Here is a 26,080-nt window from a genome sequence, read left to right on the forward strand (position 1 = left end):
GTTGACGCTGCTATTCGTCAATATTTTGGCTAGATTCTTTCGCTATTAACTTTATGCCAAACTATTGACCTTCTGGGAGCCATCCTAAACAATCGCCCCGGTAATGTCACATTGATATTTATGCGGCGACCTGCCCTTCAGCGTGTGATCCAGTTCCGGTTTTAAACTTTCCGACATACGGTCATTCCGGTTGCCATCTTCCGACGCAGCTCGTCATTTTGCTGTGATTCAAGACAAGAAGTTCTGGGAAATCTTTACCATGCGTTCGCACCTGTTCAAGGCTCTACCCTTCGCTCTCGCCGCGTCTTTCGTACAAGCACAATCCTTACCAGAAGCCATGCAGCAGGCACTGGATGTCCATCCGGAAATCCAGGCAGGCGTGAACAGTCGTTTGGCCGCGGATTATCAATTAAAGGCTGCAAAAGGTGGATACCTGCCCAAGGTCGATCTGCTGGGCGGTTATGGCCGTGAAGGCACCGACAGCGTCACCACCCGTGCCGCCGGTGGCGGCAATCACTGGGAAACCCTGAACCGCAGCGAGTCAAGTTTGCGTCTGTCGCAAATGGTCTTCGACGGTTTTGCGACGTCCAGCGAAGTGGGGCGTCAACAAGCCACCGTCAACTCCCGCGCGTATTCCTTGCTGGGCACCTCCGAGCGCACCGCGCTGACCGTGGCCCAGGTTTACCTGGACGTGCTGACCCGTCGCGAGTTCGTGCGTCTGGCCGAAGAAAACCTCAAGAGCCACCAGCGCATCTACGACCAGATCCAGCTGCGTACCCAGCGCGGCGTCGGCAGCGGTGCCGACCTCGATCAGGCCGAAGCGCGGATGGCCCAGGCCCGCAACAACCTGATCACCGAGCAGACCAACCTCGCCGACTCGGAAACCAATTTCCTCAGCGCCGTCGGCCAGATGCCCGATCAACTGGAGCGTCCGGCGCCGTTCATGGCGATGATGCCGGCCAACCTGAATGAAGCCCGCGCGCAGATGCTGGAAAACAGCCCGATCCTGCGCTCGGCCGAGTCCGACATCGCCGCTGCCGAGAAGCAGTACGAGACCGCCAAGTCGACCTTCTACCCGCGCTTCGACGCCGAGCTGGGCCGCACTGCCGACAACGACCTCGACGGCCAGAACGGTCACAACAACGAATGGCAGGCCATGCTGCGCATGCGCTTCAACTTGTACTCCGGTGGCAGCAACAAGGCTGATCTGGAATCCAAGTCCTACCTGTCGAACCAGGCGCTGGACATCCGCAACAACGCCCTGCGTCAATTGAATGAGGAACTGGGCCTGGCCTGGAACGCCCTGAACAACGCCAACGCCCAGGTGCCGATCGCTCAGCAATACGTTGATCACAGCACCTCGGTGCGCACCGCTTACCAGCGTCAGTTCAGCCTCGGCGAACGGACCCTGCTGGATTTGCTCGACAGCGAAAACGAGTTGTTCACCGCTTCGCGCCGTCTGGCCGAGATCAAAAACATTCAGTTATTTACTCAGTACCGAATCAAGGCGACCATGGGCGAGTTACTCAAGAGCCAGGGAGTGGTCGCACCATTGGCATCCGTTGTGCAGAACGACGTGAAGCCCAAGGTCCAGTTGCCTGGGATGAATTGAGTTGTCCCTTTTCAACCGTTAAGAGTGCAGAGCGTGGAATCAGAAGTCAGTCGAGTTCATCTCAGTCATGATCCACGCGCGTTGCACGACGATCCGTTACTGGATGGTCTGCTCGCTCTTTGCATGCTCCACCAGAAACCCGCCAGCGCGGCGATGCTGACCACCGGCCTGCCGCTGCCCAAACAACGCCTGAGTGTCGAGCTGCTGCCCCGTGCGGCGGCGCGCGCCGGGCTGCAAGGGCGGGTGCTGCAACGCAAGCTGGAAGAAATTCCGGCGATTGCCATGCCGGCGCTGTTGCTGCTCAAGGATGGCCGCAGTGCCGTCCTGCTCGGCTGGCAGGGTGAGAACGAAGCGCGGGTGCTGCTTAGCGAAAGCGACGGCGGCGAGTCTCTGGTCAGTCGCGAGCTGCTGGCCGACGACTACACCGGCAAAGTGTTCTTCGCCCAGCCCCAGCACAAATTCGACGTCAACCACGGCACGCTGATCCCGCGCGCGCGCTCGTGGTTTCGCGACACCCTCAAGCGTTCGCGCTGGCTGTACGCCGACGCCATCGCCGCCAGTTTCCTGATCAACATCATCGCCATGGCCGCGCCGCTGTTCGTGATGAACGTCTACGACCGCGTGGTGCCGAACCAGGCTGAAGCGACCCTGTGGGTCCTCGCGCTGGGCATCACCGGCGCCTACATGTTCGACCTGATCCTCAAGAGCCTGCGCAGCCTGTGCCTGGATCTGGCCGGCAAGAAAACCGACCTGATCATCTCCGCCACGCTGTTCGAACGCATCGTCGGCATGGCCATGAAATACCGCCCGGCGCGGGTCGGCAGCTTTGCCCAGAACATCCACGAATTCCAGAGCCTGCGTGACTTCCTCGCCTCGCTGACCCTGACCAGCCTGATCGACCTGCCGTTCACCATCCTGATCTTCATTGTCATCGCGATTCTCGGCGGGCACCTGGTGTGGATTCCGGTGCTGGCCTTCCCGATTGCGCTGCTGATCGGCTATGCCTTGCAGAAGCCGCTGGTGGCAACCATGGAACGCACCATGGCCCTCGGTGCCGAGCGTCAGTCGAGCCTGATCGAAACCCTCGCCGGCCTCGACGCGGTGAAGGTCAACAACGCCGAAAGCGAACGCCAATATCAGTGGGAACAGACCATCGGCACCCTCAGCCGCCTCGAGCTGCGGGTGAAAATGCTCTCCGGTCTGGCGATGAACATCACCCTGCTGATCCAGCAACTGGCCGGCGTGATCATGATCGTCTTCGGTGTGTACCAGATCATCGCCGGCAACCTGAGCATGGGCGGCCTGATCGCCTGCTACATGCTCAGTGGCCGCGCCCTCAGCCCGCTGGCGTCGCTGTCCGGTCTGCTGACCCGTTACCAGCAGGCGCGGGTGACCATGACCTCGGTCGACCAGATGATGGAACTGCCGCAGGAGCGCAACTTCGAAGAGCGCCCGCTGAGCCGCAAGGTTCTGCAAGGCGCGATCGAATGCCGCCAGCTCAACTTCACCTACCCGGAACAACAGAATCCGGCGCTGAAGAACATCAACCTGGTGATCCGTCCCGGCGAGAAGATCGGCATCATCGGCCGCAGCGGTTCCGGCAAGAGCTCACTGGCGAAACTGCTGGTGGGCCTGTATCAGCCGGACGACGGTGCGTTGCTGGTGGATGGCGTCGACATTCGCCAGATCGACGTCAGCGAGCTGCGCTACAACATCGGCTATGTGCCACAGGACATCCAGCTGCTGGCCGGCACCCTGCGCGACAACCTGGTTTCCGGCGCCCGTTACGTCGAGGATGAGTTGGTGCTGCAAGCCGCCGAACTGGCCGGCGTACACGAATTCGCCCGTCTGCACCCGCAGGGCTATGAGCTGCAAGTCGGCGAGCGCGGGCAGAACCTGTCCGGCGGTCAGCGCCAGAACGTTGCGCTGGCCCGGGCGCTGCTGCTCAACCCGCCGATCCTGTTGCTCGACGAACCGACCAGCGCCATGGACAACACCGGCGAAGAACGCCTCAAGCAACGCCTCGCGGCGGTGGTGGAAAACAAGACCGTGGTGCTGGTGACGCACCGGGCATCGCTGCTGTCGCTGGTCGATCGCCTGCTGGTGGTCGACCGTGGACAGATCCTCGCCGACGGCCCGAAAGCGGCCGTCATGGAAGCGTTGAAGAAGGGGCAGATCAGTGTTGCTTAAGTCGGGTTTCAAGGATTCGATCCGCCGCTATTTCAAAGGCTCGGCATCGCTGCAGGGCCAGCCGCTGCCGGAGGTCAACAAGGCCTTGATCGAGGACGCGCCACGCGTGGTGCGGCTGACGATCTGGGCGATCATCGGTTTCTTCGTGTTCCTGATGCTGTGGGCCAACTTCGCCGTCATCGACGAAGTGACCAAGGGCGACGGCAAGGCGATTCCTTCGTCGAAGATCCAGAAAATCCAGAACCTCGAGGGCGGGATCGTCTCCGAGCTGTTCGTCAAGGAAGGCCAGATCGTCGAGGCCGGCGCACCACTGGTGCGTCTGGACGACACGCGATTTGCCTCCAACGTCGGTGAAACCGAGGCTGATCGCCTGTCGATGTTGCTGCGGGTCGAGCGCCTGAGTGCCGAGGTCGATGACCGGCCGCTGAATTTCCCCGAAGACGTGCTCAAAGCCGTGCCGGGTCAGGCCAAGAGTGAAGAGTCGCTGTACATCAGCCGTCGCCAGCAACTGCACGATGAAGTCGGTGGTTTGCAGGAGCAGTTGATCCAGCGTCAGCAAGAGCTGCGCGAGTTCACCTCGAAGCAGGCGCAATACCGCCAGCAACTCGGCCTGCAACGCCAGGAAATCAACATGTCCGAGCCGCTGGTGGCCCAGGGCGCCGTGTCGCCGGTGGAAGTGCTGCGACTCAAGCGTGCCGAAGTGGAAACCCGTGGTCAGCTCGACGCCACCACTTTGGCGATCCCGCGCGCCGAATCGGCGATCAAGGAAGTGCAGCGCAAGATCGACGAAACGCGCGGCAAGTTCCGCAGCGAAGCCCTGACTCAGCTCAACGAAGCGCGCACCGACCTGAACAAGGCCCAGGCCACCGGCAAGGCACTGGAAGACCGGGTCAGCCGTACGCTCGTCACCTCGCCGGTGCGGGGCATCGTCAACAAGATGCTGGTCAACACCATCGGTGGCGTGATCCAGCCGGGCAGCGACCTGCTGGAAATCGTGCCGCTGGACGACACTTTGCTGGTCGAGGCGAAGATCCGCCCGCAGGACATCGCATTCCTGCATCCGGGCCAGGAAGCCACGGTGAAATTCACCGCGTATGACTACACCATCTACGGCGGTTTGAAGGCGAAGCTTGAGCAGATCGGCGCCGACACCATCACCGACGAAGACAAGAAAACCACCTACTACATCATCAAGCTGCGCACCGATCGCAGCCATCTCGGCACTGACGAGAAGCCGTTGCTGATCATCCCGGGGATGGTGGCGTCGGTGGACATCATCACCGGCAAGAAGACCGTGCTGAGCTATCTGCTCAAGCCAATCATCCGGGCGCGCGCCGAGGCGTTGCACGAGCGGTAAACCTTCACGAACGCCTTCGCGGGACTCGCGGAGGCGTTCGTCGCACCAACACATTCCGTCCAGAAGTGACACAAATGGTCACTCACCATCCGGTCCATTCCTAAACAAACGCCATATCGTTATTCGTTAACAGTATTTAAATTCCGCTTCTTATAGCTATAAAGTCAGCCTCCTGCGTACCTGCCGACCAATCGGCGCGCCGCACGACACGAACCAACACGCAATCCAGCGTGAGTTTCTGATCGACGCGCGCGCCCTTGAGCGTGCCGTGCGTGGGAGATTGATTGATGTCCGCAGCTACTGCTACCCCAAGCGCCGCGACTGCCGCGCCGCAAACCTTCGAGATCCGCCCGTTCAGCGGTGCCGTCGGCGCCGAAATCATCGGCCTCGACCTGACCCGTCCGGTCAACGATGAAGACTTCGCCCGCATTCACCGCGCGCACCTCGATCACCACGTCGTGGTGTTCCGCGACCAGCGCATCACCCCGCAACAGCAGATCGATTTCAGCCGCCGCTTCGGCGTGTTGCAGATCCACGTGCTCAAGCAGTTCCTGCTGGCCAATCACCCGGAAATCCTCATCGTTTCCAACATCGTCGAGAACGGCCAGAACATCGGCCTCGGTGATGCCGGCAAGTTCTGGCACTCGGACCTTTCCTATAAAGAGCTGCCGAGCCTCGGCTCGATGTTGCACGCCCAGGAGCTGCCGTCCGAAGGCGGCGACACCCTGTTTGCCGACATGCACAAAGCCTGGGACAGCCTGCCCGACGCGCTGCGCAAAGCGGTTGAAGGGCGCTCGGCCGCGCATTCCTACACTGCGCGCTACAGCGAAACAAAATTCGAAGGCAACTGGCGCCCGACCCTGACCCCGGAGCAATTGGCTCAGGTCGCGGAAGTGGTGCACCCGGTGGTCCGCACCCACCCGGAAAACGGCCGCAAGGCGTTGTTCGTCAGCGAAGGCTTCACCACCCGCATCGTCGGCCTGCCGGAGGACGAGAGCAAACAGCTGCTCGACGAGCTCTACGCCCACAGCGTGCTGCCGCAGAACATCTACCGCCATCAATGGCAGCCCCACGACCTGGTGTTCTGGGACAACCGTTCGCTGATCCACCTTGCCGCCGGTTGCCCTGCGCACCTGCGCCGCAAGCTGTATCGCACCACCATCCAGGGCGACGCGCCTTTCTGATTTGCCGGAGATCCGAACATGTCCAAACGTCTTCCATTCGCGCCGCTGGCGGCGGCCATCGGCCTCGGTTTCAGCCTGATTGCCGGCAGCCTGGTGGCGCCGACCGTGGCCCACGCCGAAGGTGAAATCCGCATCGCCGAACAGTTCGGCATTGTCTATTTATTGCTCAACGTGGTGCGCGATCAGGGACTGATCGAGAAGTACGGCAAGCAGGAAGGCCTCGACATCAAGGTCGACTGGACCCAGTTGTCTGGCGGCGCGGCGGTCAACGATGCGCTGCTCTCCGGTTCCATCGACATCGCCGGCGCCGGCGTCGGCCCGTTGCTGACCATTTGGGATCGCACCCACGGCAAGCAGAACGTCAAAGCCGTGGCGTCGCTGGGCAACTTCCCGTACTACCTCGTCAGCAACAATCCCAAGGTCAAAACCATCGCCGACTTCACCGAGAAGGATCGCATCGCGGTGCCGGCGGTCGGCGTTTCGGTGCAGTCGCGCTTCCTGCAATACGCGGCGGCCAAGCAGTGGGGCGACAAGGAATTCAATCGTCTCGATAAATACACCATCGCCGTCCCGCACCCGGACGCCACCGCTGCGCTGATTGCCGGCGGCACCGAGCTGACCGGGCACTTCTCCAACCCGCCGTTCCAGGATCAGGCGCTGGAAAACCCGAACGTGCACGTGGTGCTCAACTCCTATGACGTGCTTGGCCCGAACTCGCCGACCGTGCTGTTCGCCACCGAGAAATTCCGCAACGAGAACCCGAAAACCTACAAGGCGTTCGTCGAAGCCCTGACCGAAGCCGCGCAATTTGCGCAGAACGATAAAGGCGCGGCGGCGGACACTTACATCCGCGTGACCAAGGCCAAGATCGACCGCGCAGCGTTGCTGAAAATCATCGACAACCCGCAGTTCGAATTCAGCGTCACGCCGAAAAACACTTACCCGCTCGCCGAATTCCTCTACCGCGTCGGCGCGATCAAGAACAAACCCGAATCGTGGAAGGACTACTTCTTCCAGGACGCCAAACCGCTGCAAGGGAGCTGATCGACATGAACGCCCCTTTGCAAGGCCACGCGGCCAGCAACCCGATCGCCACCGCGCAAGCGCTGCTGTCGGTCGACCAGGTCAGCCTCGAATACCGCACGCCGCAGCGCGTCGTGCGGGCCACCCACCAGGTCAGTTTCGAAGTCGATCAACAGGATCGCTTCGTGCTGCTCGGCCCGTCCGGCTGCGGTAAATCCACCTTGCTCAAAGCCGTCGCCGGGTTCATCGCGCCGTGCGAGGGCGAGATCCGTCTGCAGGGCCAGCGCGTCGACGCGCCGGGGCCGGACCGGATCGTGGTGTTTCAGGAGTTCGATCAGCTGCCACCGTGGAAAACCGTCAAACAGAACGTGATGTTTCCGCTGCTGGCTTCGCGCACCTTGAAGAAAAAGGAAGCCGAAGAGCGTGCGCTGCACTATCTGGAGAAGGTCGGTCTGGCCGCGTTCGCCGATGCCTATCCGCACACCTTGTCCGGCGGCATGAAAGCGCGGGTGGCGATTGCCCGGGCGCTGGCAATGCAGCCGAAAATCCTGCTGATGGACGAGCCGTTCGCCGCACTTGATGCGCTGACCCGGCGCAAGATGCAGGAGGAATTGCTGCTGCTCTGGGAGGAGGTGCGCTTCACCTTGCTGTTCGTCACCCACTCGATTGAAGAAGCGCTGGTGGTCGGCAATCGCATCCTGTTGCTGTCGCCGCATCCGGGCCGGGTGAGGGCGGAAGTGCACAGTCATCAATACGACCTGCACAGCCTTGGCGGTGTGGCGTTTCAGGAGTCGGCGCGGCGCATTCACCGTTTGCTGTTCGATGAAGGGCAGTCGCCGGAAACCGAGCGCGAACTGGATTTCACCGATATCCGCATCGCTTATTGAGCCGCCTGGAGGATTGCCCGATGAGCCATTCATCATCCGTACGTCAAGAATTCGAAAACGATCTGCAACCGCTGACCAGCGTCCCGGTGGAGCGCGAGCTGCCGCTCGGCCAGCGCCTGTGGCAACAGGGCTGGCTGCGCAAAAGCCTGATCCTGATTTTGCTCGCCGTGCTCTGGGAAGTGGTTGCCCGGGTGCAGAACAACGATCTTCTTTTGCCGAGCTTTTTGCAGACCAGCCATGCGCTGTATGACGGCCTGCTCAGCGGTGAACTGCTGGGCAAGGTGTGGATTTCGCTGGTGGTGCTGCTCAAGGGTTACCTGATCGGCATCGTCCTGGCCTTCGCCCTGACCACGCTGGCGGTCTCGACCCAGTTTGGTCGGGATTTGCTGAGTACCCTGACCTCGATGTTCAACCCGCTGCCGGCGATTGCGCTGTTGCCGCTCGCATTGCTGTGGTTCGGCCTGGGGCAGAACAGCCTGATTTTCGTGCTGGTGCATTCGGTGCTCTGGGCATTGGCGTTGAACACTTACGCCGGGTTTCTCGGTGTCTCGGAAACCCTGCGCATGGCCGGCCGGAACTACGGTTTGAAGGGCATGCGTTTCGTGCTGTTCATCCTGATTCCGGCGGCGCTGCCGTCGATCCTCGCCGGTCTGAAAATCGGCTGGGCCTTCGCCTGGCGTACCCTGATCGCCGCCGAACTGGTATTCGGCGCCACCAGCGGCAAGGGTGGCCTGGGCTGGTACATCTTCCAGAACCGCAACGAGCTGTACACCGACAAAGTGTTTGCCGGTCTGGCGGTGGTGATCCTCATCGGCTTGCTGGTGGAGAACCTGGTGTTCGACACGCTGGAGCGGGTGACGGTGAAACGTTGGGGGATGCAGCGCTGATTTTCTGATCTGCTAGCATTGCGTGCGAATCAATCCTGATCGGTCACGAGTGCTCAGCATGCAACTCCCGGACATGAACCTGTTGGTCGCCCTCGACGCCTTGCTCGACGAGGGCAGCGTGGTCGGTGCCGCGCGGCGGATGAATCTCAGTTCGGCGGCCATGAGCCGCACGCTGACGCGGATCCGCGAAGCCATTGGCGATCCGATTCTGGTGCGTGCCGGTCGCGGTCTGGTGCCGACTCCCAAGGCACTGGAGCTGCGCGAGCAGGTGCGCGATGTGGTCGAACAGGCGGCGCTGCTGTTTCGCTCGGCCGATGCGGTGGAACTGGGCACGTTGCGCCGGCGCTTCAGCATTCGCGCCAACGACTTCTTCGTCGGCGTGTACGGCGGCAAGCTGTTCGACACCCTCGATCAACTGGCGCCGCACTGTGAGTTGCGTTTCGTTCCCGAGGGGGATGGCGACGATGAAGCCCTGCGCGAAGGGCGGATCGACCTGAGTGTCAGCAACACCCGCCCGGTGACGCCGGAAGTCAAAATACAGAACCTGTTTTCCACCCACTTCGTCGGTCTGGTGCGTGAAGATCACCCGCTGCTGGATGGCGAGATCACCGCCGAGCGCTATGCCGGGTTTTCCCATATCAGCATGTCCCGCCGGGGTATCGCCCGTGGGCCTATCGACACCGCGCTGAATGCCTTGGGCCTGGAGCGGCGAGTGGCTGTGATCGCACCAAGTTTCCATGCGGCGATGTTCGCCCTGCCGGACTCCGACCTGATTCTGCCGGTGCCCAAGGAAGCGTTGCTCAGCGTGCGGCGGCTGGGCTTGAAGCTGCGCTCGTTCGACCTGCCGATTCCGCTTCCGACGCTGATGCTGACCCAGGCCTGGCACCCGCGTTTCGACAAGGATCCGGCCCACCGCTGGCTGCGCGAAACCCTCAAGACCTGCTGCGACGAAACCTGGCTGGCAGCCCAGCCCTGAGGATTGCGTATGGCGCAACTATAAGCTGCCGACAAGTCAATTTTCGTCAGCCACAAGCCTGACTAAGATGCTCCGGTATTTTTCCCTCCGGAGTTTGCTTGCATGACATCCCTGACGGTCACGGCGCCGATTGCCGCTGCCGCTCCGATGGCAGCCGCGCCACCGGTGTTCGGGGCGCGGATCATCATCGGTCTGGTCGGAGTGCTGCTGGCGGTGCTGGTGTCGGGTCTCAACGAGATGGTGACCAAGGTCGCCCTGGCCGACATTCGCGGCGCCCTGAGCATCGGCTACGACGAAGGCACCTGGCTGGTCGCCAGCTACACAGCGACCTCGGTGGCGGCCATGGCATTCGCGCCGTGGTGCTCGGTGACCTTTTCCCTGCGTCGCTTCACCCTGTGCGCCATCGGCGTGTTCACCCTGCTCGGGGTGCTCTGCCCGTTCGCCCCGAACTACGAAAGCCTGTTGCTGATGCGCATCCTGCAAGGCCTGGCCGGCGGCGCGTTACCGCCGATGCTGATGACCGTTGCGCTGCGGTTTCTGCCGGCCAACATCAAGCTTTACGGTCTGGCCGGTTACGCCCTGACCGCTACCTTCGGCCCAGGTCTTGGTACGCCGCTGGCCGGGTTGTGGACTGAGTACGTCGGCTGGCAGTGGACGTTCTGGCAAATCATCGTGCCGTGCCTGATCGCCATGGCTGCTGTCGCCTATGGATTGCCGCAGGACCCGCTGCGTCTGGAGCGTCTCAAGTCGTTCAACTGGAAAGGCCTGCTGCTGGGGTTTCCGGCGATTTGCATGCTGGTGATCGGCCTGTTGCAGGGCAATCGCCTGGACTGGTTCGAGTCGAGCCTGATCTGCGCTTTGCTCGGCGCCGGTTCGCTGTTGCTGGTGGCGTTTCTGATCAATGAATGGTCGCAGCCGATTCCGTTTTTCAAGTTGCAGATGCTCGGCATTCGCAATCTGTCGTTCGCGCTGATGACGTTGGCCGGCGTGCTGGTGGTGCTGCTGGCGGTGGTGCTGATTCCATCGAGTTACCTGGCTCAGGTGCAGGGTTACCGGCCGGTACAGACCGCGCCGATCATGCTGCTGGCGGCACTGCCGCAACTGCTCGCGCTGCCGCTGGTGGCGGCGTTGTGCAACCTGCGTTGGGTCGATTGCCGCTGGGTGCTCGGCATCGGTTTGAGCATGTTGACGCTCTCCTGCCTGGGCGGCTCGCAGCTGACCTCGGAATGGATTCGCGACGATTTCTACGTCCTGCAATGGCTGCAGATTTTTGGCCAGCCGATGGCGGTGCTGCCGTTGCTGATGCTGTCGACCGGCAGCATCCAGCCGCAGGACGGGCCGTTCGCTTCGGCGTGGTTCAACACCGTGAAAGGCCTGGCGGCGGTGGTCGCGACCGGAGTGATCGAAGCGCTGACCACTTCGCGCCTGCATTTTCACTCGACGATGCTGGTCGACCGCCTCGGCAACTCGCCGCTGGCCGCGAGCAACGACCCCGGCCTCGCCCATCGCCTGCACGAACAGGCGGTGGTGCTGACTTCTTCGGATCTTTATCTGTGCATGGCTGGCGTCGCGGTGGCGCTGATCCTGCTGATTTTCTGGCTGCCGACGCGGATCTTTCCGCCGCGCGCGCCGACCTGACTGAAATAGAAGGTTCTTATGACGACTCAAGCAAAGCAAAAACTCGCAGTGGCTGTGGCCGCTGCGCTGGCGGTCGGTGTGCTGGTGTATCTGGCGATGCCCGGCCTGTTCGGCAAGCGCACCCAGCAGAACACCAATGACGCCTTCGTCTCCGCTGACTTCACCCTGGTGGTGCCGCGTGTGGCGGGGTTCATCAAAGAAGTGCTTGTGGAAGACAACCAGCAGGTCAAGGCTGGGCAGTTGCTGGCGCTGATCGATGACCGCGACCTGCGCGCTGCCGCCGAGGCGGCCGACGCGCAAACCCTGGTGGCTCGCGCGCAGTTGCAGAACGCCAAAGCCACCCTGGAGCGCCAGACTTCGGTGATCGCTCAGGCGCAGGCGTCGGTGGTTTCGGCCAAGGCCGAAATGGCTTTCGCCCAGCAGGAATTGAACCGCTACAACCACTTGGCCGGCGTCGGTGCCGGCACCGTGCAGAACGCGCAACAGGCGCGCACCCGGATCGATCAAGCCTCCGCGCGGCTGGACACGGCCACCGCGAAACTGGCAGCGGAACGCAAGCAGGTCGAGATTCTGACGGCGCAACGCGATGCCGCCGAGGGCAGTTTGAAACACGCTCAGGCCGCGCTGGAAATCGCCAGTTTCGAGCTGTCTTACACGCGCATCACCGCGCCTCAGGACGGCATGATCGGCGAACGCGCCGTGCGGGTCGGCGCCTATGTGACGCCGGGCAGCAAACTGCTGGCGGTGGTGCCGTTGAAGCAGGCCTATGTGGTCGCCAACTTCCAGGAAACCCAGCTCACCGACGTGCAGCCTGGGCAGGATGTTGTGGTGCGGGTCGACAGCCTCGGCGGCGAAGCCCTCACCGGCCGCGTCGAAAGCATCGCCCCGGCGACCGGCGTGACCTTCGCGGCGGTCAAACCGGACAACGCGACCGGCAACTTCACCAAAGTCGTGCAGCGGATTCCCGTGAAGGTCCTGCTGGACCCGGGCCAGCCACTTGCCGAACGGTTGCGGGTGGGGATGTCGGTAGAGGCGAGCATTGATACCCAAAGCTCGGCGACGTCGGTGCGTGAGGTGACACAGCGATGAAGCGCTTTCAGTCCATGACGGTTGTCCTGAGTCTATCGGCGTTGGCAGCGTGCACCGTCGGCCCGGACTTCCAGAAACCCGAAGCCACGCAGATTGCCGAGTGGGCAAAACCGTCAAAAACTGCCGTCAGCCAGGCTGTCAGCGAACCCTTGAACGAGCGCTGGTGGGAAGTCTTTCACGACGCGCAACTTTCGGCCCTGACCCAGCGCGCCTTGCGCAGCAACCTTGACCTGCAACTGGCCAGCAGCCGCCTGCAACAAAGCCGCGCCGCCCGTCAGGTGATCACCGCCGACCGTTATCCAACGACCGCCGCCACCGGCAGCTACGCCCACAAACGCAACAGCGGCGAAGGCTTGAACGACCCGTCCGGGCACAACGGCGATTCCGCCTTCAACCTGTGGGATGCCGGTTTCTCGGCTTCCTGGGAGCTGGACTTCTGGGGCCGTGTGCGCCGGGAAACCGAAGCTGCCGACGCCAATCTCGAAGTGGCGGAAAACGACCGGCGCGGCGTGCTGCTGGCGGTACTCGCGGACACCGCGCAGAACTACATCCAGCTGCGCGGTGTGCAGAACACCCGCGCGGTCACCGAGCAGAACCTCGATGTGGCGCGGCACAGTCTGAAACTCTCGCAACTACGCCTCAACGACGGCGTGGCCACTGATCTCGACGTCGCCGAAGCAGCCGCGCAAGTGGCGGCCATCGAATCGCGACTGCCGGCGCTTGAACAGCGTCAGGCGCAATTGATCAACGCCATCAGTCTGTTAATGGGCGAACCGCCGCAGGCGCTGGCGAAAGAGTTATCCACAGACGCGCCAGTGCCGCAGTCGCCACTGACCGTCGCCATCGGCCTGCCGTCGCAACTGGCCGAACGCCGCCCGGACATCCGCCAGGCCGAAGCCCGGTTGCATGCCGCCACCGCCAACATCGGCGTGGCCAAGGGCGATTTCTATCCGCGCATTACCCTGTCCGGCAATCTCGGCTCGCAAGCCATGCAGCTCAGTGATTTCGGCTCCTGGGGCTCACGCGCCTTCGGCATCGGCCCGCAATTCAGCCTGCCGCTGTTCGACGGCGGCCGCCTGCGCGGCGTGCTGCAACTGCGCGAAGCCCAGCAGCAGGAAGCGGCCATCGGTTATCAACAGACCGTCCTGCGCGCCTGGCACGAAATCGACGACCAGTTGACCGCCTACAACGCCAGCCAGCGCCGCCGCGACAGCCTCGCCGAAGCCGTGCGCCAGAACCAGATCGCCCTGCGCACCGCGCAACAGCAATACGTCGAAGGCGTGGTCGACTTCGTCAACGTCCTCACCGTGCAAGGCGCATTGCTCGCCACCCAGGAACAATGGGTGGAAAGCTCCACCGGGGTTTCACTGGCGATGGTCGGCTTGTACCGGGCGTTGGGCGGGGGATGGGAGTCGGTGTATCCGGTGGGGGAGATGGCGCAGCGTTGAGTGCAAAAGCGCAAAAATAAAAAAACCGGCCGAAGCCGGTTTCTTTGACCCCAACTGCCAGCGAACTGAATCGCTACGTACGGGGTTGAGTGCGGAGAGAGTAAGCAACGAACGATAAATCGGCAATAACGGCCCTTTGGAAAGTCGCGTAGGAAACTTCCCTAAAGTTTGTAAGCGACGAAAGCGCCCACCTCAAGACGAATGATGGCCTTTCGCTTGACGCTAATCCCCGCTGTCGTAGACTCCGAGCATCCGTCAGGGAGTAACGGTTATGCGGCGTTTTCGTGGTTGGGTTGTCGGATTGACCTTTGTAACGTGTGCAGTTCAGGCTCAAACGCCCGCGCCAGACGATCCGCTGCTGGATAACGGCGGGGCTGCGAATGCGTCGGCCAGCAGTGAAGCGCGCGGTGTGTTGCGGGCGCGGGATCAGGCGACGCTGGCCAGCGAGTTGTCGGGGCGAATCGTCGAGTTGCCGTTCAGCGAGGGCGAGTCGTTCAAGAAGGGCGATACCCTGGCGCGGTTCGACTGTTCGGCCTATCAGGCCCAGTTGAATGCCGCGCAGGCCGCCAGCCGTGGCGCCGGTGAAGAGCTGGCGCACAACCGGCAACTGGCGGCGCTCAATTCCGTCGGGCGTTTCGAAGTGGCCCGGGCCGAGGCCAAGGTCAGCGAGACTCAGGCGCAATCTCAGGTTTATCAAGTCCAGGTCAAACGCTGCAGCGTGGTCGCGCCGTTCGACGGGCAAGTGGTCGAGCGCAAGGTGCAGCGTTATGAAAGCGTACCGGCCGGTGCGCCACTGCTTGATGTGGTCGATAACCGCACGCTGGAAATCCATCTGCTGGTGCCGTCGCGCTGGATGGCCAGGCTCAAGCCCGGTCAGTCGTTCAGCTTCGTGCCCGATGAAACCGGTCAGCCGATCGATGCCACGGTCAAGCGCCTCGGTGCGCGGATCGATGAGGGCAGTCAGACCCTGTTGCTGGTCGCCACACTCCCCGAAGCCAAAGGCTTGCTCGCCGGCATGAGCGGCACCGCGCGTTTTCCGGAGCTTAAGTGAACGCCCCGGTGAGCGGCGCCGCCGAGCAAGTGTTCGCGCGGTTTCTCGATCTCGAACGGCAGACCCGCGCCGCTCATGACATTTCGCAACTGGCCTACAGCCTGGTCAATGACGGCCAGTCGCTGTTCGGTTTTCGCCATGCGGCGCTGTTGATCGCCGGCAAGGTGCAGGCGGTGACCGGGGTCAGCGCGGTGGAGCCGAATGCGCCGTTCGTGGCGTTCGTTGAGCAGGCCGTGGCGCAGTTGTTCAAGCAGGATGTGCTGAAGCAGGCGCGGGTGATCGCGCCGGAAATGGTCGGCGAATCGATCCAGGCCGACTGGCGCAGTCTGTCGGCCATGCAAGTGTTCTGGCTGCCGTTGATCGACCGTCAGGGTCAGGTGTTCGGCGGTTTGTGGCTGGCCCGTGATCTGCCGTGGAATCCTTCCGAACAAGTGCTGCTGTCGCAACTGGGCGACACCTACAGTCATGCCTGGCTGGCGTTGCAACCGCGCAAACCTTGGCGGCTGCGCTGGACCCGCAAACGCCAGGTGGCGCTGGTCGCCGTGTTGTTGCTCGGGCTGTTGATCCCGGTGCGCCAGTCGGTGCTGGCGCCCGCCGAAGTGGTGCCTCAGGGCGGGCGGGTTGTCGCCGCGCCGCTGGACGGAGTGATCGCAGAGTTTCTGGTCAAACCCAACCAGAGCGTGAAAACCGGCGACCTGTTGCTGCGCTTTGAAAGCACGACGCTGAAGGCTCAAGCCGATGTCGCCGAGCGTGCGCTCGGGGTCGCCGAAGCGGAGCTCAAGGCCAATTCCCAGCGCTCGTTCGTTGATGCCGAATCCAGCTCCCGGGTCGACCTGCTGGCCGCCCGCGCCGAACAGAAACGCGCCGAACGCGACTATGCCCGCGAACTGCTCAACCGCAGCGAAGTGCGTGCGGAGCGCGACGGTATTGCGGTGTTCGCCGATGCCGAGCGCTGGACCGGCAAACCGGTGCAGACCGGCGAACGGCTGATGGAAATCGCCGACCCGAGCCAGGCCGAACTGCGTATCGAGCTGGCGGTGGGCGACGCGATCTCACTGGAGCCGGGCGCCGAAGTCGCGCTGTTTCTCGACAGCGATCCGCTGCAACGCCACCTCGCCACCCTCGAACGTTCGGCCTACGAGGCGCAGCCCACCGCCGGCGGCCAATTGGCCTATCGGCTGGACGCCAATTTCGCCGACGCCCCGCCGCGCATCGGCCTGCGCGGCACCGCAAAAATTTTCGGCGACCGCGCGCCGTTGGCCTTGTACCTGCTGCGGCGTCCGCTCGCCGGGCTGCGTCAGAGCGTAGGCCTTTAAATGACTCTGCCGAGCCTGCGTGCCGACCTGCAATTGTCGCCCGCGGCCCCGGCATTGGACGGTTCGCCGCGCTGGACGTTGGCCGACCCGGTGCGCGGGCGCTACTTCAAGCTTGGCGCGGCAGCCATGCGCCTGTTGCGCCATTGGTCGCTGGGCGATCCCGAACAAGTGCTGCGTGCCGCCAACCGTGAACCGGGGTTGCCTCTGGACGGCAACGAGCTGGCGCAACTGCTGGAGTTCCTGCGCGGCCACGATCTGATCAGCGCCCTCGACGAGCAACAGCGCGCCAGTTATCGACTCAAGGCCCTCGTGCAACGCCAGAGCCTGTGGAAAATCCTGCTGCACCAATACCTGTTCTTCCGCATCCCATTGTGGCGCCCGGACGCTTTTCTCAACCGTGCCTGGCCGTTGCTGGAGCGCTTCGGTCCGAAGGTTTTGCGCTACGGTCTGCCGGCGACGCTGGCGCTCGGGGTGTTTCTGGTTTCGCGGGACTGGCAGCGGTTCGTCGGCACCTTTCCGCACCTGTTCAGCCTCGGCGGCGCGATCGCGTTCGGCATCGCGCTGTTCTTCGCCAAGCTCTGTCATGAATTCGGTCATGCGTTCATGGCCAAGCGCGCCGGGTGTCGGGTGCAAAGCATGGGCGTGGCGTTCATGGTCTTGCTGCCGATGTTCTACACCGATGTCAGCGATGCCTGGCGGGTCAATGATCGACGCGCGCGACTGTTGATCGGTGCCGGTGGGGTGATGGCGGAATTGTTGCTGGCGAGCATCGCGCTGCTGGTCTGGTCGTTCCTGCCGGACGGGCCCGGTCGCACGGCGGCGTTCATGCTCGCCAGCGCGACGTGGATCACCACGCTGGTGGTCAATCTCAACCCGTTCATGCGCTTCGATGGCTACTTTCTGCTCAGCGACTTATGGGAAGTCGACAATTTGCAGGGCCGGGCGTTTGCCCTGTGTCGCTGGCGGCTGCGGGAGTTTCTGTTCGGCTATGGCGCTCCGGCGCCGGAGCCTTGGTCGCCGACGATGCAGCGGCGTTTGCTGATCTGGGGGTATGGCTCGTGGTTATGGCGTGCAGCGTTGTTTTTCGGGATCGCGCTGGCGGTCTATCACCTGTTCTTCAAGGTGTTGGGGATCTTCCTGATGCTGGTGGAACTGGTGTGGTTCATCTTTCTGCCGATCATGAGTGAGTGGCGCCAGTGGTGGAGCCGCCGCGAACAGGCTCACGGCCCCCGCGTGTTGCTCAGCAGCCTGGCGGTACTCGGCCTGTTGCTGGTGCTGATCGTGCCGTGGCGCAGCTCGGTCGAATTGCCGACGATGCTCGAGGGCGGTCGCGCCAGCGCCTTGCATGCACCGACGGCGGCGCGGGTCAAAGCCGTGAAGGTGGTGGATGGTCAGAGCGTGGCTCAGGGCGACGTGCTGATCGAACTGGAATCGCCGGATCTCGATTCGCGGCAGGCCATCGTCCGCCGGGAAATCCGCATCCAGCAATTGCTGATGCGTCGGCAGGCCGGCCGCAGTGAAACCGCTGCTGACGCCGGCATCGTCGAGCAGCGTCTGGCCGAAGCGGTGGCGGAATATCGCGGCCTGACCGCCCAACGCGAACGTCTGCTGTTGCGCGCCCCCCACGCCGGCACCGTGCGTGACCTGCTGCCGAACCTGACACCGGGCCGCTGGCTGTCGAGCAAGGATGCGCTGGCGCGGGTGGTCGAGGACGGCACACGACTGCGTGGTTATCTGGCCGAAGCCGAACTGTGGCGAGTCAAACCCGGCGCCACCGGACGGTTTATCGCCGACGACCCGATGCACGCCGCCATCGCGGTGCAACTCAATGAAATCGACACCAACGGTGTGGCCTATGTCGATCAGGAGGCGCTGACCTCCGATCACCACGGGCCGATTGCCGTGCGCCGCGATCAGCAGCAACGGGCGGAACCGGTGCAGGCGCAATACGGCGTGCGTTTGGCTACGCTGGATCAGGCACCGACCCCGGTGCAGCCGCTGCGCGGCGTGGTGGTGTTGCAGGGCAGCGGCGAGTCGGTGCTCGGCGTGGCCTGGCGCCGGATGGCGGCGCTGGGGGTCAGGGAAAGCGGTTTCTAGGGAGCATTAAGATGACGGACAACCTGGCGGCGGACGGATTGGTGGTGCGGCCTTCGCGGGCGACTGACGGACCCTTTCTGCACAGCCTGTATCAATCGGCGCGGCCGGATCTGCAATGGATCGACGGCGAGCAGGAACAGGTGCAGCAAATCGTTGCCCAGCAATTTCAGGTGCAGGAGCAGGGCATGGGTGAAAACCATCCGAATGCCATGCACTACATCGTGGAAAAACTCGGCACCGCCATCGGCGCACTCAGCACCGATTTCGGCGTCAATGAAATCCGCGTGTTGTACCTCGCCTTCATTCCCCAAGCCCGGGGCAAAGGCTACGGGCGAACCGTGCTGCAAGGCGTGCAAAAAGCCGCGCAACAAGTGCGCTGCCCGGTGGCGACGGTGGTCTGGGCCAACAACCCCCATGCGCGCCAGCATTACCTGGCGCTGGGGTTTGCCGTGGAAGAGCGCAATCCGGCGGCGGAGCGGCTGGTGTGGTACCCGCAGGGCTGAGTCAGATGACCGAGTCGATATCGAAGGTGTGGGGGGCACCGATCCTGTGGCCGTAAAGCGTTGCCAGCAGCGGGTCATCCTCGGCGGGCTCCGGGGCCGTGGCCAGTTGTTCCGTTGCGAGGTTTTCCGGGTGTAGGTGCCAGCGCGGCAGGCTTTCGGCCAGGCGTTCCGGTTGCTCTGCCAGCGATCCATAGACATCCGTGGCAGTCATGCGCCGGTGCCGGAGAAGGGTCAGCCGTTCGCGGGTCGTGCGAATTTTCTCGATTTCACGATTGAGCGCTTCGACGACGTTTTTCCGGGTGCGCACATAGCTGTCCGGCCGTCCCGGCAGGTTGTTGCGCTGGCTGCGCAACTGATCGGTGATGCGTTGCAGGGCCGATTCAACCAGCGCGAACTCCCGCTCGGTGACCAGCGAGCGGCTTGATTCCTGTGCTTCCTGCCAACGCCGCAACACCGCCCAGCACGCCGGGATGTAAGCCCCGGTCATCGAATGGTGCCCGGCATCGAAAATCTGCTTGAGCAACGTCGGCCGATCCGGCAGGCCATGCCGCTGCCGGATCGCCACGTCACAGGCCGCATGCTGATTGATGGTGTCGCAGCCTGGTTCCCACAGAATCGACGACACCTGCTGACGGCCGAACTCCACCGGCATGGCGTGTCGCAAACGGCCGTGGTGGTCGTAGGCTTCCCCCGTCCAGTTGGTGATGCCCGCGACGAACACCGACAGGCCGACCGGCACGTTGACGAATGTCAGCGCCGCCCCGGTGCCGTAGATATCGGCCTTGGTGTTCATCCAGCTGCCGGGAACGCTGGGCACCGGATCGTTGTGGTTGACCATCCGGTGATGCATGAGATCGGCTGCGCCCTTGACGAAATCCGCGTCGCCGGCGCGGGGGGCGCCGTAGGTGTAGAGCTGGAGGTTGTAGCCCTCGGGCCGACGACGGAGCATTTCGGACAGCAGCAATGTGATTGCGCCGCCTAGGCTGTGGCCGCAGATCAGGAGGGTTTGGCCGGTGTAGAACTTTTCGAGGTAATTGACTGCGAATGCGGCAGCTTTTTTGGCCGCTTCATAGAAACCTCGATGTACCTGGCCTTCGCCTTCCGCAAACGGCACCTGCAAAGCATCGGCATCACGTAATCCATCGGCGACGATCTCGGCGGTGCCGCGAACGGCGATGAGGATCAGTTCGTCGTTGTGGGTGATGAAGGCTTGGGTGTCGGTAGCCTCATTTCCTTCGCTTCTGTCATCAAGGAAGTGAACCTTGGCCGGATGCTCTTGCGACTCGATCCTCTTCGGGTCATTCACTTCGTACAGATCCGAGTCGAATGGAACGATTTCCAGGCGTTTGGAATACGGCACGTCTTCGTACAGAGGGTAATAGGCTTTGGTTTGATTAGAGTCGACCTTCCATAGTTCGTCGGATTTGGCCAGGGCGTCGCCGAACCAATTGCCCACGCTGGGTTGCAAAGGAAAGGTGACCCGATTTCCTTGGATGGGAGCGCTTTCTGGCTTCTGACCGAAGGGGCAGTAGCTCAAGGTTGCCATCAATGAGAGCTGGTACAGATTGAGTGCACAGAATTGCGAAGCTGTGGATAACATCGGTCGCAACGCGCGTAGCGGGCGCACTTCAAGAACAGTGTGACGTTGTGGCATCAGAGCGACACCGAGTTTGCCGTGTTCGCGCATGATGGCTGCACAGCCGGAGTCGAGAGGGTAATCGCGATACACCTCGGGTGGAAGATGCGAGGCATGCCTGACCAGATGACGGACTTCGACTTGAAAGTAGTCTGCGCCGTCTGCGATCTCGGGTCGTTCCCGTGTGCGGGTGGCATTCCGGTTCAGATAACGAGTTTTTTCGGCGCGTACCTGAAGTTCGGTTATTTTTAGGGGGTAATGTCGCCTGCTTTGCAAACTTGAGTAGAGCTGTTCCTTTCCTTCATACGCTTGATCAAATAGCAACGATATAGGCCCCGCAAAGTGATAGTCCACTCTGCCCTTGCCCGCTGCATCCAGACGTCCTATGTATTTATGGCCTTCCGAATCAGTGGCGACATAGGCCAATCCAGCATAGGGCTCACCCGAGTAAAACTCGTCGATGAGTTGAAAACTTGTCCATTTGCCACCGGCAGGACACGTCAGCATGCGGCCGCCTAACGGCGACGGCAGATCCTTTTCAAGTGATTCCATCGTGAAACCTCCTTACTCAGTGCAACTTGGATAAATGGTGCAGACTCGGCCATCCGGCATTGTGAAAGTGCTGAAGTCGGTGTAGTTGCCATAACAAAAGGCGTACTGATCCTCAAAGTTGTCGCCTAAGCATCGCTTCCAGCCATTTGGAAAATTTACCCAGGTGTCCCTGAAGTAAGGTTGTTCTTCCCTTGCTACTTTGATTTTCATCTTCACGGTTGTGCCTGGAAGTTGATCGTGGGTGTATGCCGCAAACGGGCGCCCCGGCTGTGGAGTGCCCTGAGCATCGGTTTCCTTGCATTCGAGTATTTTTCGCAGGATCCTCGGCTTACCTGAGGTGCGAAAAAGCCACTGACATTGGCCGTAGAAAATGCTTAGACCTTTATGGTTAAAAGTGCCTTTGTAGCGATCGTCCAATTCCGACCGTATAACAACCGCTGCACTATCAGCGCTAATGTCGCTCCAGTCCTTCCCGTAGGCGGCTCTGATGTCCAGATCAATTCGACGTATTACCATCGGGCAACCATTGATGGTTTTTCGGATGACAATTTCGGAAACAGGCTCGTACTTTTCTCGCCAGTTTCTGTTGAATCTGTTGGCTGTTTTGCGAAGGTCTATGGCTCTGCAGGTTTCACTATTATTTATCGGTTCATATTCTGCGAGAGCTTCATAGGCGAACCCTGGCGGTAACTCTGCCGTGAATGTGAATGTATTTGGCGGTTCGGTTTTGCAGCCGGTCGTGAGGGCAAGACAGCAGAGCAAAGTCGCACTGCGCAGCGCGAGTCTGATCATCGGTGAGGTCAATGTTGGAGATTGCAGATCCGTTTCAGGTGATGTCATGGCGAAATTTCCTTATTCCGTGCAACTTGGATAAATGGTGCAGACTCGGCCATCCGGCATGGTGAAAGTGCTGAAGTCGGTGTAGTTACCGCGGCAGAAGGCATCTTGGTCTTCAAACCTTTCGCCCATGCACCGTTTCCAGCCGTTTGGAAACTGAACCCATGTGTCTCTGAAGTAGGGTTTTTCCTCCCTTGCTAATTCAATTTTCATCCTCACCGTTTTACCCGGTAGTTGATCAAGGCCATAAGCGGAATAAGTCTTACCTGTCCCACGTACTCCTTGGGCATCAGTTGTTTTGCAATCAAGAATCTTGACGATGCGGCGTTGTGCGCCAGCTGTCCGGAACCACCATTCACATTGACCGTAAAAAGTACTTTCACCTGCCTCATTGAAAGTGCCTTTGTACTGCTCCTCTATATCGTTCCCCAAAAAGACCATCCCTTCGTCACCCCCAAAATCTCCCCGTGCTTTGTAGTAACTCGCGTTGATCTCCAGCGCGATCCTGCTGATTACCAACGGACACCCCTTAACAATCTTGCGAATCGTGATCTCGGCATCAGGCTTGTACTCCGTGCGCCACTTGCTGTTGAACACCGGGGCAAGGTTGTCGCGTCTGTCGAGGGTGCAGGTCTGGCCTTTCTCGGGTACGTAATGAACCACTGCGACGTAGGCAAACCCCGGTGGTAGATCGGCTGTGAATTTGAAGGTGTTGGGTGGTTTGCCTTGGCAGCCTCCCAGTGCAGCGAAAGCGCCGATAAGGGCGATGTTCCTGAGCTGAATCTTCATGAAGGCACCTCCCCGCTCCAGCTCCTCGAAAGCTGGTAAACCCGGTCAAAGTGTTCATCCGGCGTTTCGTCCGGTCGGGGTTGCCAATGAGGCGCGAGGGCCTGGGTGTGGAGGCTCTGGATCAGCAGAAACTCCAGCCGCTCCGGCGCCAGCCAGCCCCAGGCTTCGGCCTGTGCCAGTCGCTCGCGTAGCCAGATGTGCGGATCCTGCGAGCCCGCCAGCCCGGCGTAGGCCTGCACATGCTCGGCCAGCAGAAAACGGTGGGCATTGGCCAGACGAATCTCCATGGCGGGCTGTTCGGGCATTGGTAGGTCCAGCCATGGCGGCGAGTCCGGCAGCGGATAGGTGCCGGGCGCTGGGTTGTCGGTGCTTTGCCAATGCGAGCCCTGCCAGTAACACACGCTGATCGCCGGCCCGAGATACGTCGGTAGCGCCTCGACCGGCAGATGTTCCAGCGCCCGCGCCAGCACCCGGTTGTCGTGAAAGCGGTACAGCGCCTGACGCGGACGGGTGCCGACGAGCAGCCGCTCCTGCCAGTGCCTGACCCATGCCTTCAGCTCGCCCTGGTCCAGGCTGGCGAGCCAGCCCCAATGGCTGTCGGGTCTGTCGAGCAGGGCGTCGAGGCGACGGTCGTCGGGCTGGTCGAAAGTGAACAGGAACGGGCCGGTGTCCGCCAGTTCGGCGACCACGGTTTCACCGTAGACGCTGGCGTATTGTTCGTAACGGCTGCTTTTCAGCCAGCGCTGGCGCATCTCGCGTTCGTTCTGCGAGTCGAGTATCAGGCACAGGAGGCGATCCGCCCGGTGTTGCTCGATCAGCCAGTGCCGCGCAAAGGAGTTGCTCATGCGGCGGCTCCCTCGATCAGGCACGCTCCTCCTCGACAGGCCTCGCAGATCGGGCAGAAATCGGCACCCAGCGTTTTGCTGTCGGCCATCAAGGCGGTTTGCGAGGGCGCTACCAGTGGCGGCAGAGGCGTCGGTGGCGCCAGGTCTTCAACGCTGTCGGGCAGCAGAATCGGCGCGCGTAGAAAGGCCGCCGGTGCGCCGCCGATCAGCAGGTCGCTGCTACCGAAAAGACCACCGTGATCGAGTACGAAATGCTCGCCACCGACTTTCAGACTGATGCTTTTTCCGGCCTCCAGTACCAGATGTTCGCCAGCGCTCAAACACACCTGCCCAGCAGCTTCGACCGTCAGTGACTGACCGATCCGGGTATGGCTGTTTTCGCTGACGTGCAGGTAGTCGCTGGCCTTGAGATGGGTCTTGCGATCACCGGTAATGGCGCGCTGCTCTTCTGCGTGGAGCACGCTGACGCTGTTGCCTTTGATGGTTTCCCGGCGCTGGTTGCCGATGTCCAAGTGACTGTCGTGCTCGATCTTCTGCTGCAGATCGCGCTGGGCGCGCAGATAGATCAGCTCCTGACCGGCGCGGTCTTCGATCATCAGTTCATTGAAGCCGCCGCTGTCTGGCGAACTGCGGGAGCGGAACACGCTGCGGGTCTTGTGCGCCGGCAATTCATAGGGCACCGGGTTGGCGCTGTTGGCCAGGCAACCGCTGATTACCGGAAGGTCGGAATCACCGTTGAGAAACGTCACCAGCACTTCCATGCCCACCCGCGGAATGATCACGCTGCCATGGGCGTTGCCGGCCCAGTTCGTGGTGGTCCGCAACCAGCAACTGCTCTTGTCGTTGTGCTGGCCTTCGCGGTCCCAGAAAAACTGCACCTTGACCCGGCCGTACCTGTCGCAATGGATGTCTTCGCCTTCCGGCCCGGTGACCACGGCGGTCTGGGTACAGCCGATGGAAGGTTTGTCGTAGCGCAACGGCGGGCGATAGATTGCATCCCACGGTGTGGCTTCGAAATGGTTGCGGTAGCCCTGGACGAAGTCGCTTTTATCACTCACGGCGATGTCGCTGCCGCTTTCCTCGAGCACCTGAGGCTGTTGGCCTTCGTGTTTGATTTCGGTGAGCAGCCAAAGGTCGTTCAATGCGGGGTCGGGGTGCTCTGACAGCGACAGGAAATGCCCCGACACCAGCGCCGGTTCGTCGCTGTCGCCCTGGGCCGCGCGCTCATCGCTGCGATGGCGTTCCAGGATTCGTCGGGCGAGCAGTTTGCCGTGCTCCCGGTCGAGGACTCGCCCCGGATACGCGTAATCCTCCAGATCAGGCTGACAGCTCTCGTTCGGTATCCGCGCGTCGGACTCCAGCACGATGCGCGCCCTTTCGAAATCGTAGGCGCGCCGACTGGCGCGACTGGTGCGGGTATTGAGCCCGCAATCGAAACGGTGGATCACCGGCCTGTCGGCCACCATCGCGTTGCGCGGTTTGAACGGGGTCGGCCGGGCCAGCCTGGGAAATACGGTCTGGTCGTCGCCGAACACCAGCAGGTGTCTGTCGAGGCTGTGGCGGAAGTGGTAGTGCAGGCCGTCTTCCTGGCACAGGCGCTGGATGAAGTGCAGGTCGGATTCGTTGTACTGCACGCAATATTCACGCTCCGGCAGGGCCTGGCCGATCTGGAACAGGTAGCCATCCGCGTGAATGCCATGTTCCTGAAGAATCTGCCCGATGATTTGCGCAACGCTCAGGTGCTGAAAAACCCGCTGATTGAAACGATGGCCCAGATTCGTCAGACATGGCGCGAGGGTCAGGTGGTACTGCGTCAGCCGGTACCCGATATCGCCCCTTCCGATGTGCTGGATCTGTCCATGAACGCCATGGCCGTGGTCATCGAAGGCCAGAAAAGCCTGCCGGTGCATGAGGCCGGGAAGATCGATGTCAGGTCTCGGGCTGACCAGTTTGACGTTGAAGGCGTAAGGCTGGCTGATGGATTCGGTGCCGGTGAAGGACAGCACCTGCAGGTCGTGTTTAAAGGCGTCGGTGATGAGGCGCAAACGAGCATTGGCATTGAACATCCGTTGTTCCTTGTCCTGTGACAGATTCGGAACAACGCTAACAAGATGGCCAGCGAATTTATGTCGGACGTTTCCCAAGCAAATGGGTTTAAAAACA

Annotated in this window: 20 protein-coding genes; 15 read left to right on the top strand and 5 right to left on the bottom strand. The window is 61.7% G+C overall.

Annotated elements, in window-relative coordinates; translation table 11 throughout:
* Nucleotides 1–259 precede the first annotated feature (259 nt).
* From AC1RT4_RS27010 to AC1RT4_RS27080, 15 genes are all read left to right on the top strand, one after another.
* Nucleotides 260–1,612 (top strand): TolC family outer membrane protein, encoded by a 1,353-nt coding sequence (locus AC1RT4_RS27010; protein ID WP_007957732.1) that lies wholly within the window; start codon nt 260–262, stop codon nt 1,610–1,612.
* A 33-nt stretch (nt 1,613–1,645) separates the two neighbouring features.
* Nucleotides 1,646–3,802, top strand: a complete 2,157-nt coding sequence (locus AC1RT4_RS27015) for a type I secretion system permease/ATPase (protein WP_045121845.1) — start codon at nt 1,646–1,648, stop codon at nt 3,800–3,802.
* Nucleotides 3,792–5,159 carry an HlyD family type I secretion periplasmic adaptor subunit gene (locus tag AC1RT4_RS27020; protein ID WP_493089112.1) on the top strand — a complete coding sequence of 456 codons (1,368 nt, stop codon included), beginning with the start codon at nt 3,792–3,794 and terminating at the stop codon, nt 5,157–5,159. Before AC1RT4_RS27015 ends, AC1RT4_RS27020 begins: the two co-directional genes overlap by 11 nt.
* Before the next feature lie 287 nt (nt 5,160–5,446).
* The gene (locus AC1RT4_RS27025; protein ID WP_064382651.1) at nt 5,447–6,343 is read left to right on the top strand and encodes a TauD/TfdA dioxygenase family protein; all 897 of its coding nucleotides are present in this window, start codon (nt 5,447–5,449) and stop codon (nt 6,341–6,343) included.
* An 18-nt stretch (nt 6,344–6,361) separates the two neighbouring features.
* Nucleotides 6,362–7,387, top strand: a complete 1,026-nt coding sequence (locus tag AC1RT4_RS27030; RefSeq protein ID WP_007957722.1) for an ABC transporter substrate-binding protein — start codon at nt 6,362–6,364, stop codon at nt 7,385–7,387.
* Between the two features lie 5 nt (nt 7,388–7,392).
* Nucleotides 7,393–8,253 (top strand): ABC transporter ATP-binding protein, encoded by an 861-nt coding sequence (locus AC1RT4_RS27035; protein ID WP_493089115.1) that lies wholly within the window; start codon nt 7,393–7,395, stop codon nt 8,251–8,253.
* A 20-nt stretch (nt 8,254–8,273) separates the two neighbouring features.
* On the top strand, nt 8,274–9,140 hold the full coding sequence (locus tag AC1RT4_RS27040; protein WP_438300310.1) for an ABC transporter permease: 867 nt from the start codon (nt 8,274–8,276) through the stop codon (nt 9,138–9,140).
* A 58-nt stretch (nt 9,141–9,198) separates the two neighbouring features.
* Nucleotides 9,199–10,116: a LysR family transcriptional regulator gene (locus AC1RT4_RS27045; protein WP_007957716.1), complete on the top strand. Its 918-nt coding sequence runs from the start codon at nt 9,199–9,201 to the stop codon at nt 10,114–10,116.
* Between the two features lie 102 nt (nt 10,117–10,218).
* Nucleotides 10,219–11,754 (top strand): MFS transporter, encoded by a 1,536-nt coding sequence (locus AC1RT4_RS27050; protein WP_493089118.1) that lies wholly within the window; start codon nt 10,219–10,221, stop codon nt 11,752–11,754.
* An 18-nt stretch (nt 11,755–11,772) separates the two neighbouring features.
* Complete coding sequence (locus AC1RT4_RS27055; protein ID WP_115076093.1) at nt 11,773–12,843, top strand: HlyD family secretion protein; 1,071 nt, start codon at nt 11,773–11,775, stop codon at nt 12,841–12,843.
* Nucleotides 12,840–14,291 (top strand): efflux transporter outer membrane subunit, encoded by a 1,452-nt coding sequence (locus tag AC1RT4_RS27060; protein WP_493089120.1) that lies wholly within the window; start codon nt 12,840–12,842, stop codon nt 14,289–14,291. Before AC1RT4_RS27055 ends, AC1RT4_RS27060 begins: the two co-directional genes overlap by 4 nt.
* Before the next feature lie 271 nt (nt 14,292–14,562).
* The gene (locus tag AC1RT4_RS27065) at nt 14,563–15,342 is read left to right on the top strand and encodes an efflux RND transporter periplasmic adaptor subunit (protein WP_115076096.1); all 780 of its coding nucleotides are present in this window, start codon (nt 14,563–14,565) and stop codon (nt 15,340–15,342) included.
* On the top strand, nt 15,339–16,658 hold the full coding sequence (locus tag AC1RT4_RS27070) for an efflux RND transporter periplasmic adaptor subunit (protein ID WP_493089122.1): 1,320 nt from the start codon (nt 15,339–15,341) through the stop codon (nt 16,656–16,658). The genes AC1RT4_RS27065 and AC1RT4_RS27070 overlap by 4 nt, the downstream gene beginning before the upstream one ends.
* Nucleotides 16,659–18,755, top strand: a complete 2,097-nt coding sequence (locus AC1RT4_RS27075; RefSeq protein WP_493089124.1) for a site-2 protease family protein — start codon at nt 16,659–16,661, stop codon at nt 18,753–18,755. It abuts the gene before it with no gap.
* 11 nt (nt 18,756–18,766) lie between these two features.
* Nucleotides 18,767–19,258 (top strand): GNAT family N-acetyltransferase, encoded by a 492-nt coding sequence (locus AC1RT4_RS27080; RefSeq protein WP_493089126.1) that lies wholly within the window; start codon nt 18,767–18,769, stop codon nt 19,256–19,258.
* 1 nt (nt 19,259) lies between these two features.
* On the opposite strand, the gene AC1RT4_RS27085 is transcribed toward AC1RT4_RS27080, so the two are convergent.
* From AC1RT4_RS27085 to AC1RT4_RS27105, 5 genes are read right to left on the bottom strand one after another with little or no spacing between them, the layout of a single operon-like run.
* A complete protein-coding gene (locus AC1RT4_RS27085; RefSeq protein WP_493089128.1) occupies nt 19,260–21,446 on the bottom strand; it encodes a lipase family protein in 2,187 nt (728 codons plus the stop codon).
* 12 nt (nt 21,447–21,458) lie between these two features.
* Nucleotides 21,459–22,286: a hypothetical protein gene (locus AC1RT4_RS27090; RefSeq protein WP_493089131.1), complete on the bottom strand. Its 828-nt coding sequence runs from the start codon at nt 22,284–22,286 to the stop codon at nt 21,459–21,461.
* Nucleotides 22,287–22,298: 12 nt separating this feature from the next.
* Nucleotides 22,299–23,072 carry a hypothetical protein gene (locus AC1RT4_RS27095; RefSeq protein WP_493089134.1) on the bottom strand — a complete coding sequence of 258 codons (774 nt, stop codon included), beginning with the start codon at nt 23,070–23,072 and terminating at the stop codon, nt 22,299–22,301.
* A complete protein-coding gene (locus AC1RT4_RS27100) occupies nt 23,069–23,917 on the bottom strand; it encodes a DUF4123 domain-containing protein (RefSeq protein WP_493089136.1) in 849 nt (282 codons plus the stop codon). The genes AC1RT4_RS27095 and AC1RT4_RS27100 overlap by 4 nt, the downstream gene beginning before the upstream one ends.
* Nucleotides 23,914–25,983 carry a type VI secretion system Vgr family protein gene (locus AC1RT4_RS27105; protein WP_493089138.1) on the bottom strand — a complete coding sequence of 690 codons (2,070 nt, stop codon included), beginning with the start codon at nt 25,981–25,983 and terminating at the stop codon, nt 23,914–23,916. Before AC1RT4_RS27105 ends, AC1RT4_RS27100 begins: the two co-directional genes overlap by 4 nt.
* Nucleotides 25,984–26,080: the final 97 nt, after the last annotated feature.

The organism is Pseudomonas sp. GW821-FHT11D10 (assembly GCF_058808435.1).

What these genes read in the sequence shown, in the direction of transcription:
- AC1RT4_RS27010 (WP_007957732.1), top strand. Translation starts at nt 260, where the DNA reads ATGCGTTCGCACCTGTTCAAGGCTCTACCCTTCGCTCTCGCCGCGTCT.
- AC1RT4_RS27025 (WP_064382651.1), top strand. Translation starts at nt 5,447, where the DNA reads ATGTCCGCAGCTACTGCTACCCCAAGCGCCGCGACTGCCGCGCCGCAA.
- AC1RT4_RS27030 (WP_007957722.1), top strand. Translation starts at nt 6,362, where the DNA reads ATGTCCAAACGTCTTCCATTCGCGCCGCTGGCGGCGGCCATCGGCCTC.
- AC1RT4_RS27035 (WP_493089115.1), top strand. Translation starts at nt 7,393, where the DNA reads ATGAACGCCCCTTTGCAAGGCCACGCGGCCAGCAACCCGATCGCCACC.
- AC1RT4_RS27040 (WP_438300310.1), top strand. Translation starts at nt 8,274, where the DNA reads ATGAGCCATTCATCATCCGTACGTCAAGAATTCGAAAACGATCTGCAA.
- AC1RT4_RS27045 (WP_007957716.1), top strand. Translation starts at nt 9,199, where the DNA reads ATGCAACTCCCGGACATGAACCTGTTGGTCGCCCTCGACGCCTTGCTC.
- AC1RT4_RS27050 (WP_493089118.1), top strand. Translation starts at nt 10,219, where the DNA reads ATGACATCCCTGACGGTCACGGCGCCGATTGCCGCTGCCGCTCCGATG.
- AC1RT4_RS27055 (WP_115076093.1), top strand. Translation starts at nt 11,773, where the DNA reads ATGACGACTCAAGCAAAGCAAAAACTCGCAGTGGCTGTGGCCGCTGCG.
- AC1RT4_RS27060 (WP_493089120.1), top strand. Translation starts at nt 12,840, where the DNA reads ATGAAGCGCTTTCAGTCCATGACGGTTGTCCTGAGTCTATCGGCGTTG.
- AC1RT4_RS27065 (WP_115076096.1), top strand. Translation starts at nt 14,563, where the DNA reads ATGCGGCGTTTTCGTGGTTGGGTTGTCGGATTGACCTTTGTAACGTGT.
- AC1RT4_RS27075 (WP_493089124.1), top strand. Translation starts at nt 16,659, where the DNA reads ATGACTCTGCCGAGCCTGCGTGCCGACCTGCAATTGTCGCCCGCGGCC.
- AC1RT4_RS27080 (WP_493089126.1), top strand. Translation starts at nt 18,767, where the DNA reads ATGACGGACAACCTGGCGGCGGACGGATTGGTGGTGCGGCCTTCGCGG.
- AC1RT4_RS27085 (WP_493089128.1), bottom strand. Translation starts at nt 21,446, where the DNA reads ATGGAATCACTTGAAAAGGATCTGCCGTCGCCGTTAGGCGGCCGCATG.
- AC1RT4_RS27090 (WP_493089131.1), bottom strand. Translation starts at nt 22,286, where the DNA reads ATGACATCACCTGAAACGGATCTGCAATCTCCAACATTGACCTCACCG.
- AC1RT4_RS27095 (WP_493089134.1), bottom strand. Translation starts at nt 23,072, where the DNA reads ATGAAGATTCAGCTCAGGAACATCGCCCTTATCGGCGCTTTCGCTGCA.
- AC1RT4_RS27100 (WP_493089136.1), bottom strand. Translation starts at nt 23,917, where the DNA reads ATGAGCAACTCCTTTGCGCGGCACTGGCTGATCGAGCAACACCGGGCG.
- AC1RT4_RS27105 (WP_493089138.1), bottom strand. Translation starts at nt 25,983, where the DNA reads ATGTTCAATGCCAATGCTCGTTTGCGCCTCATCACCGACGCCTTTAAA.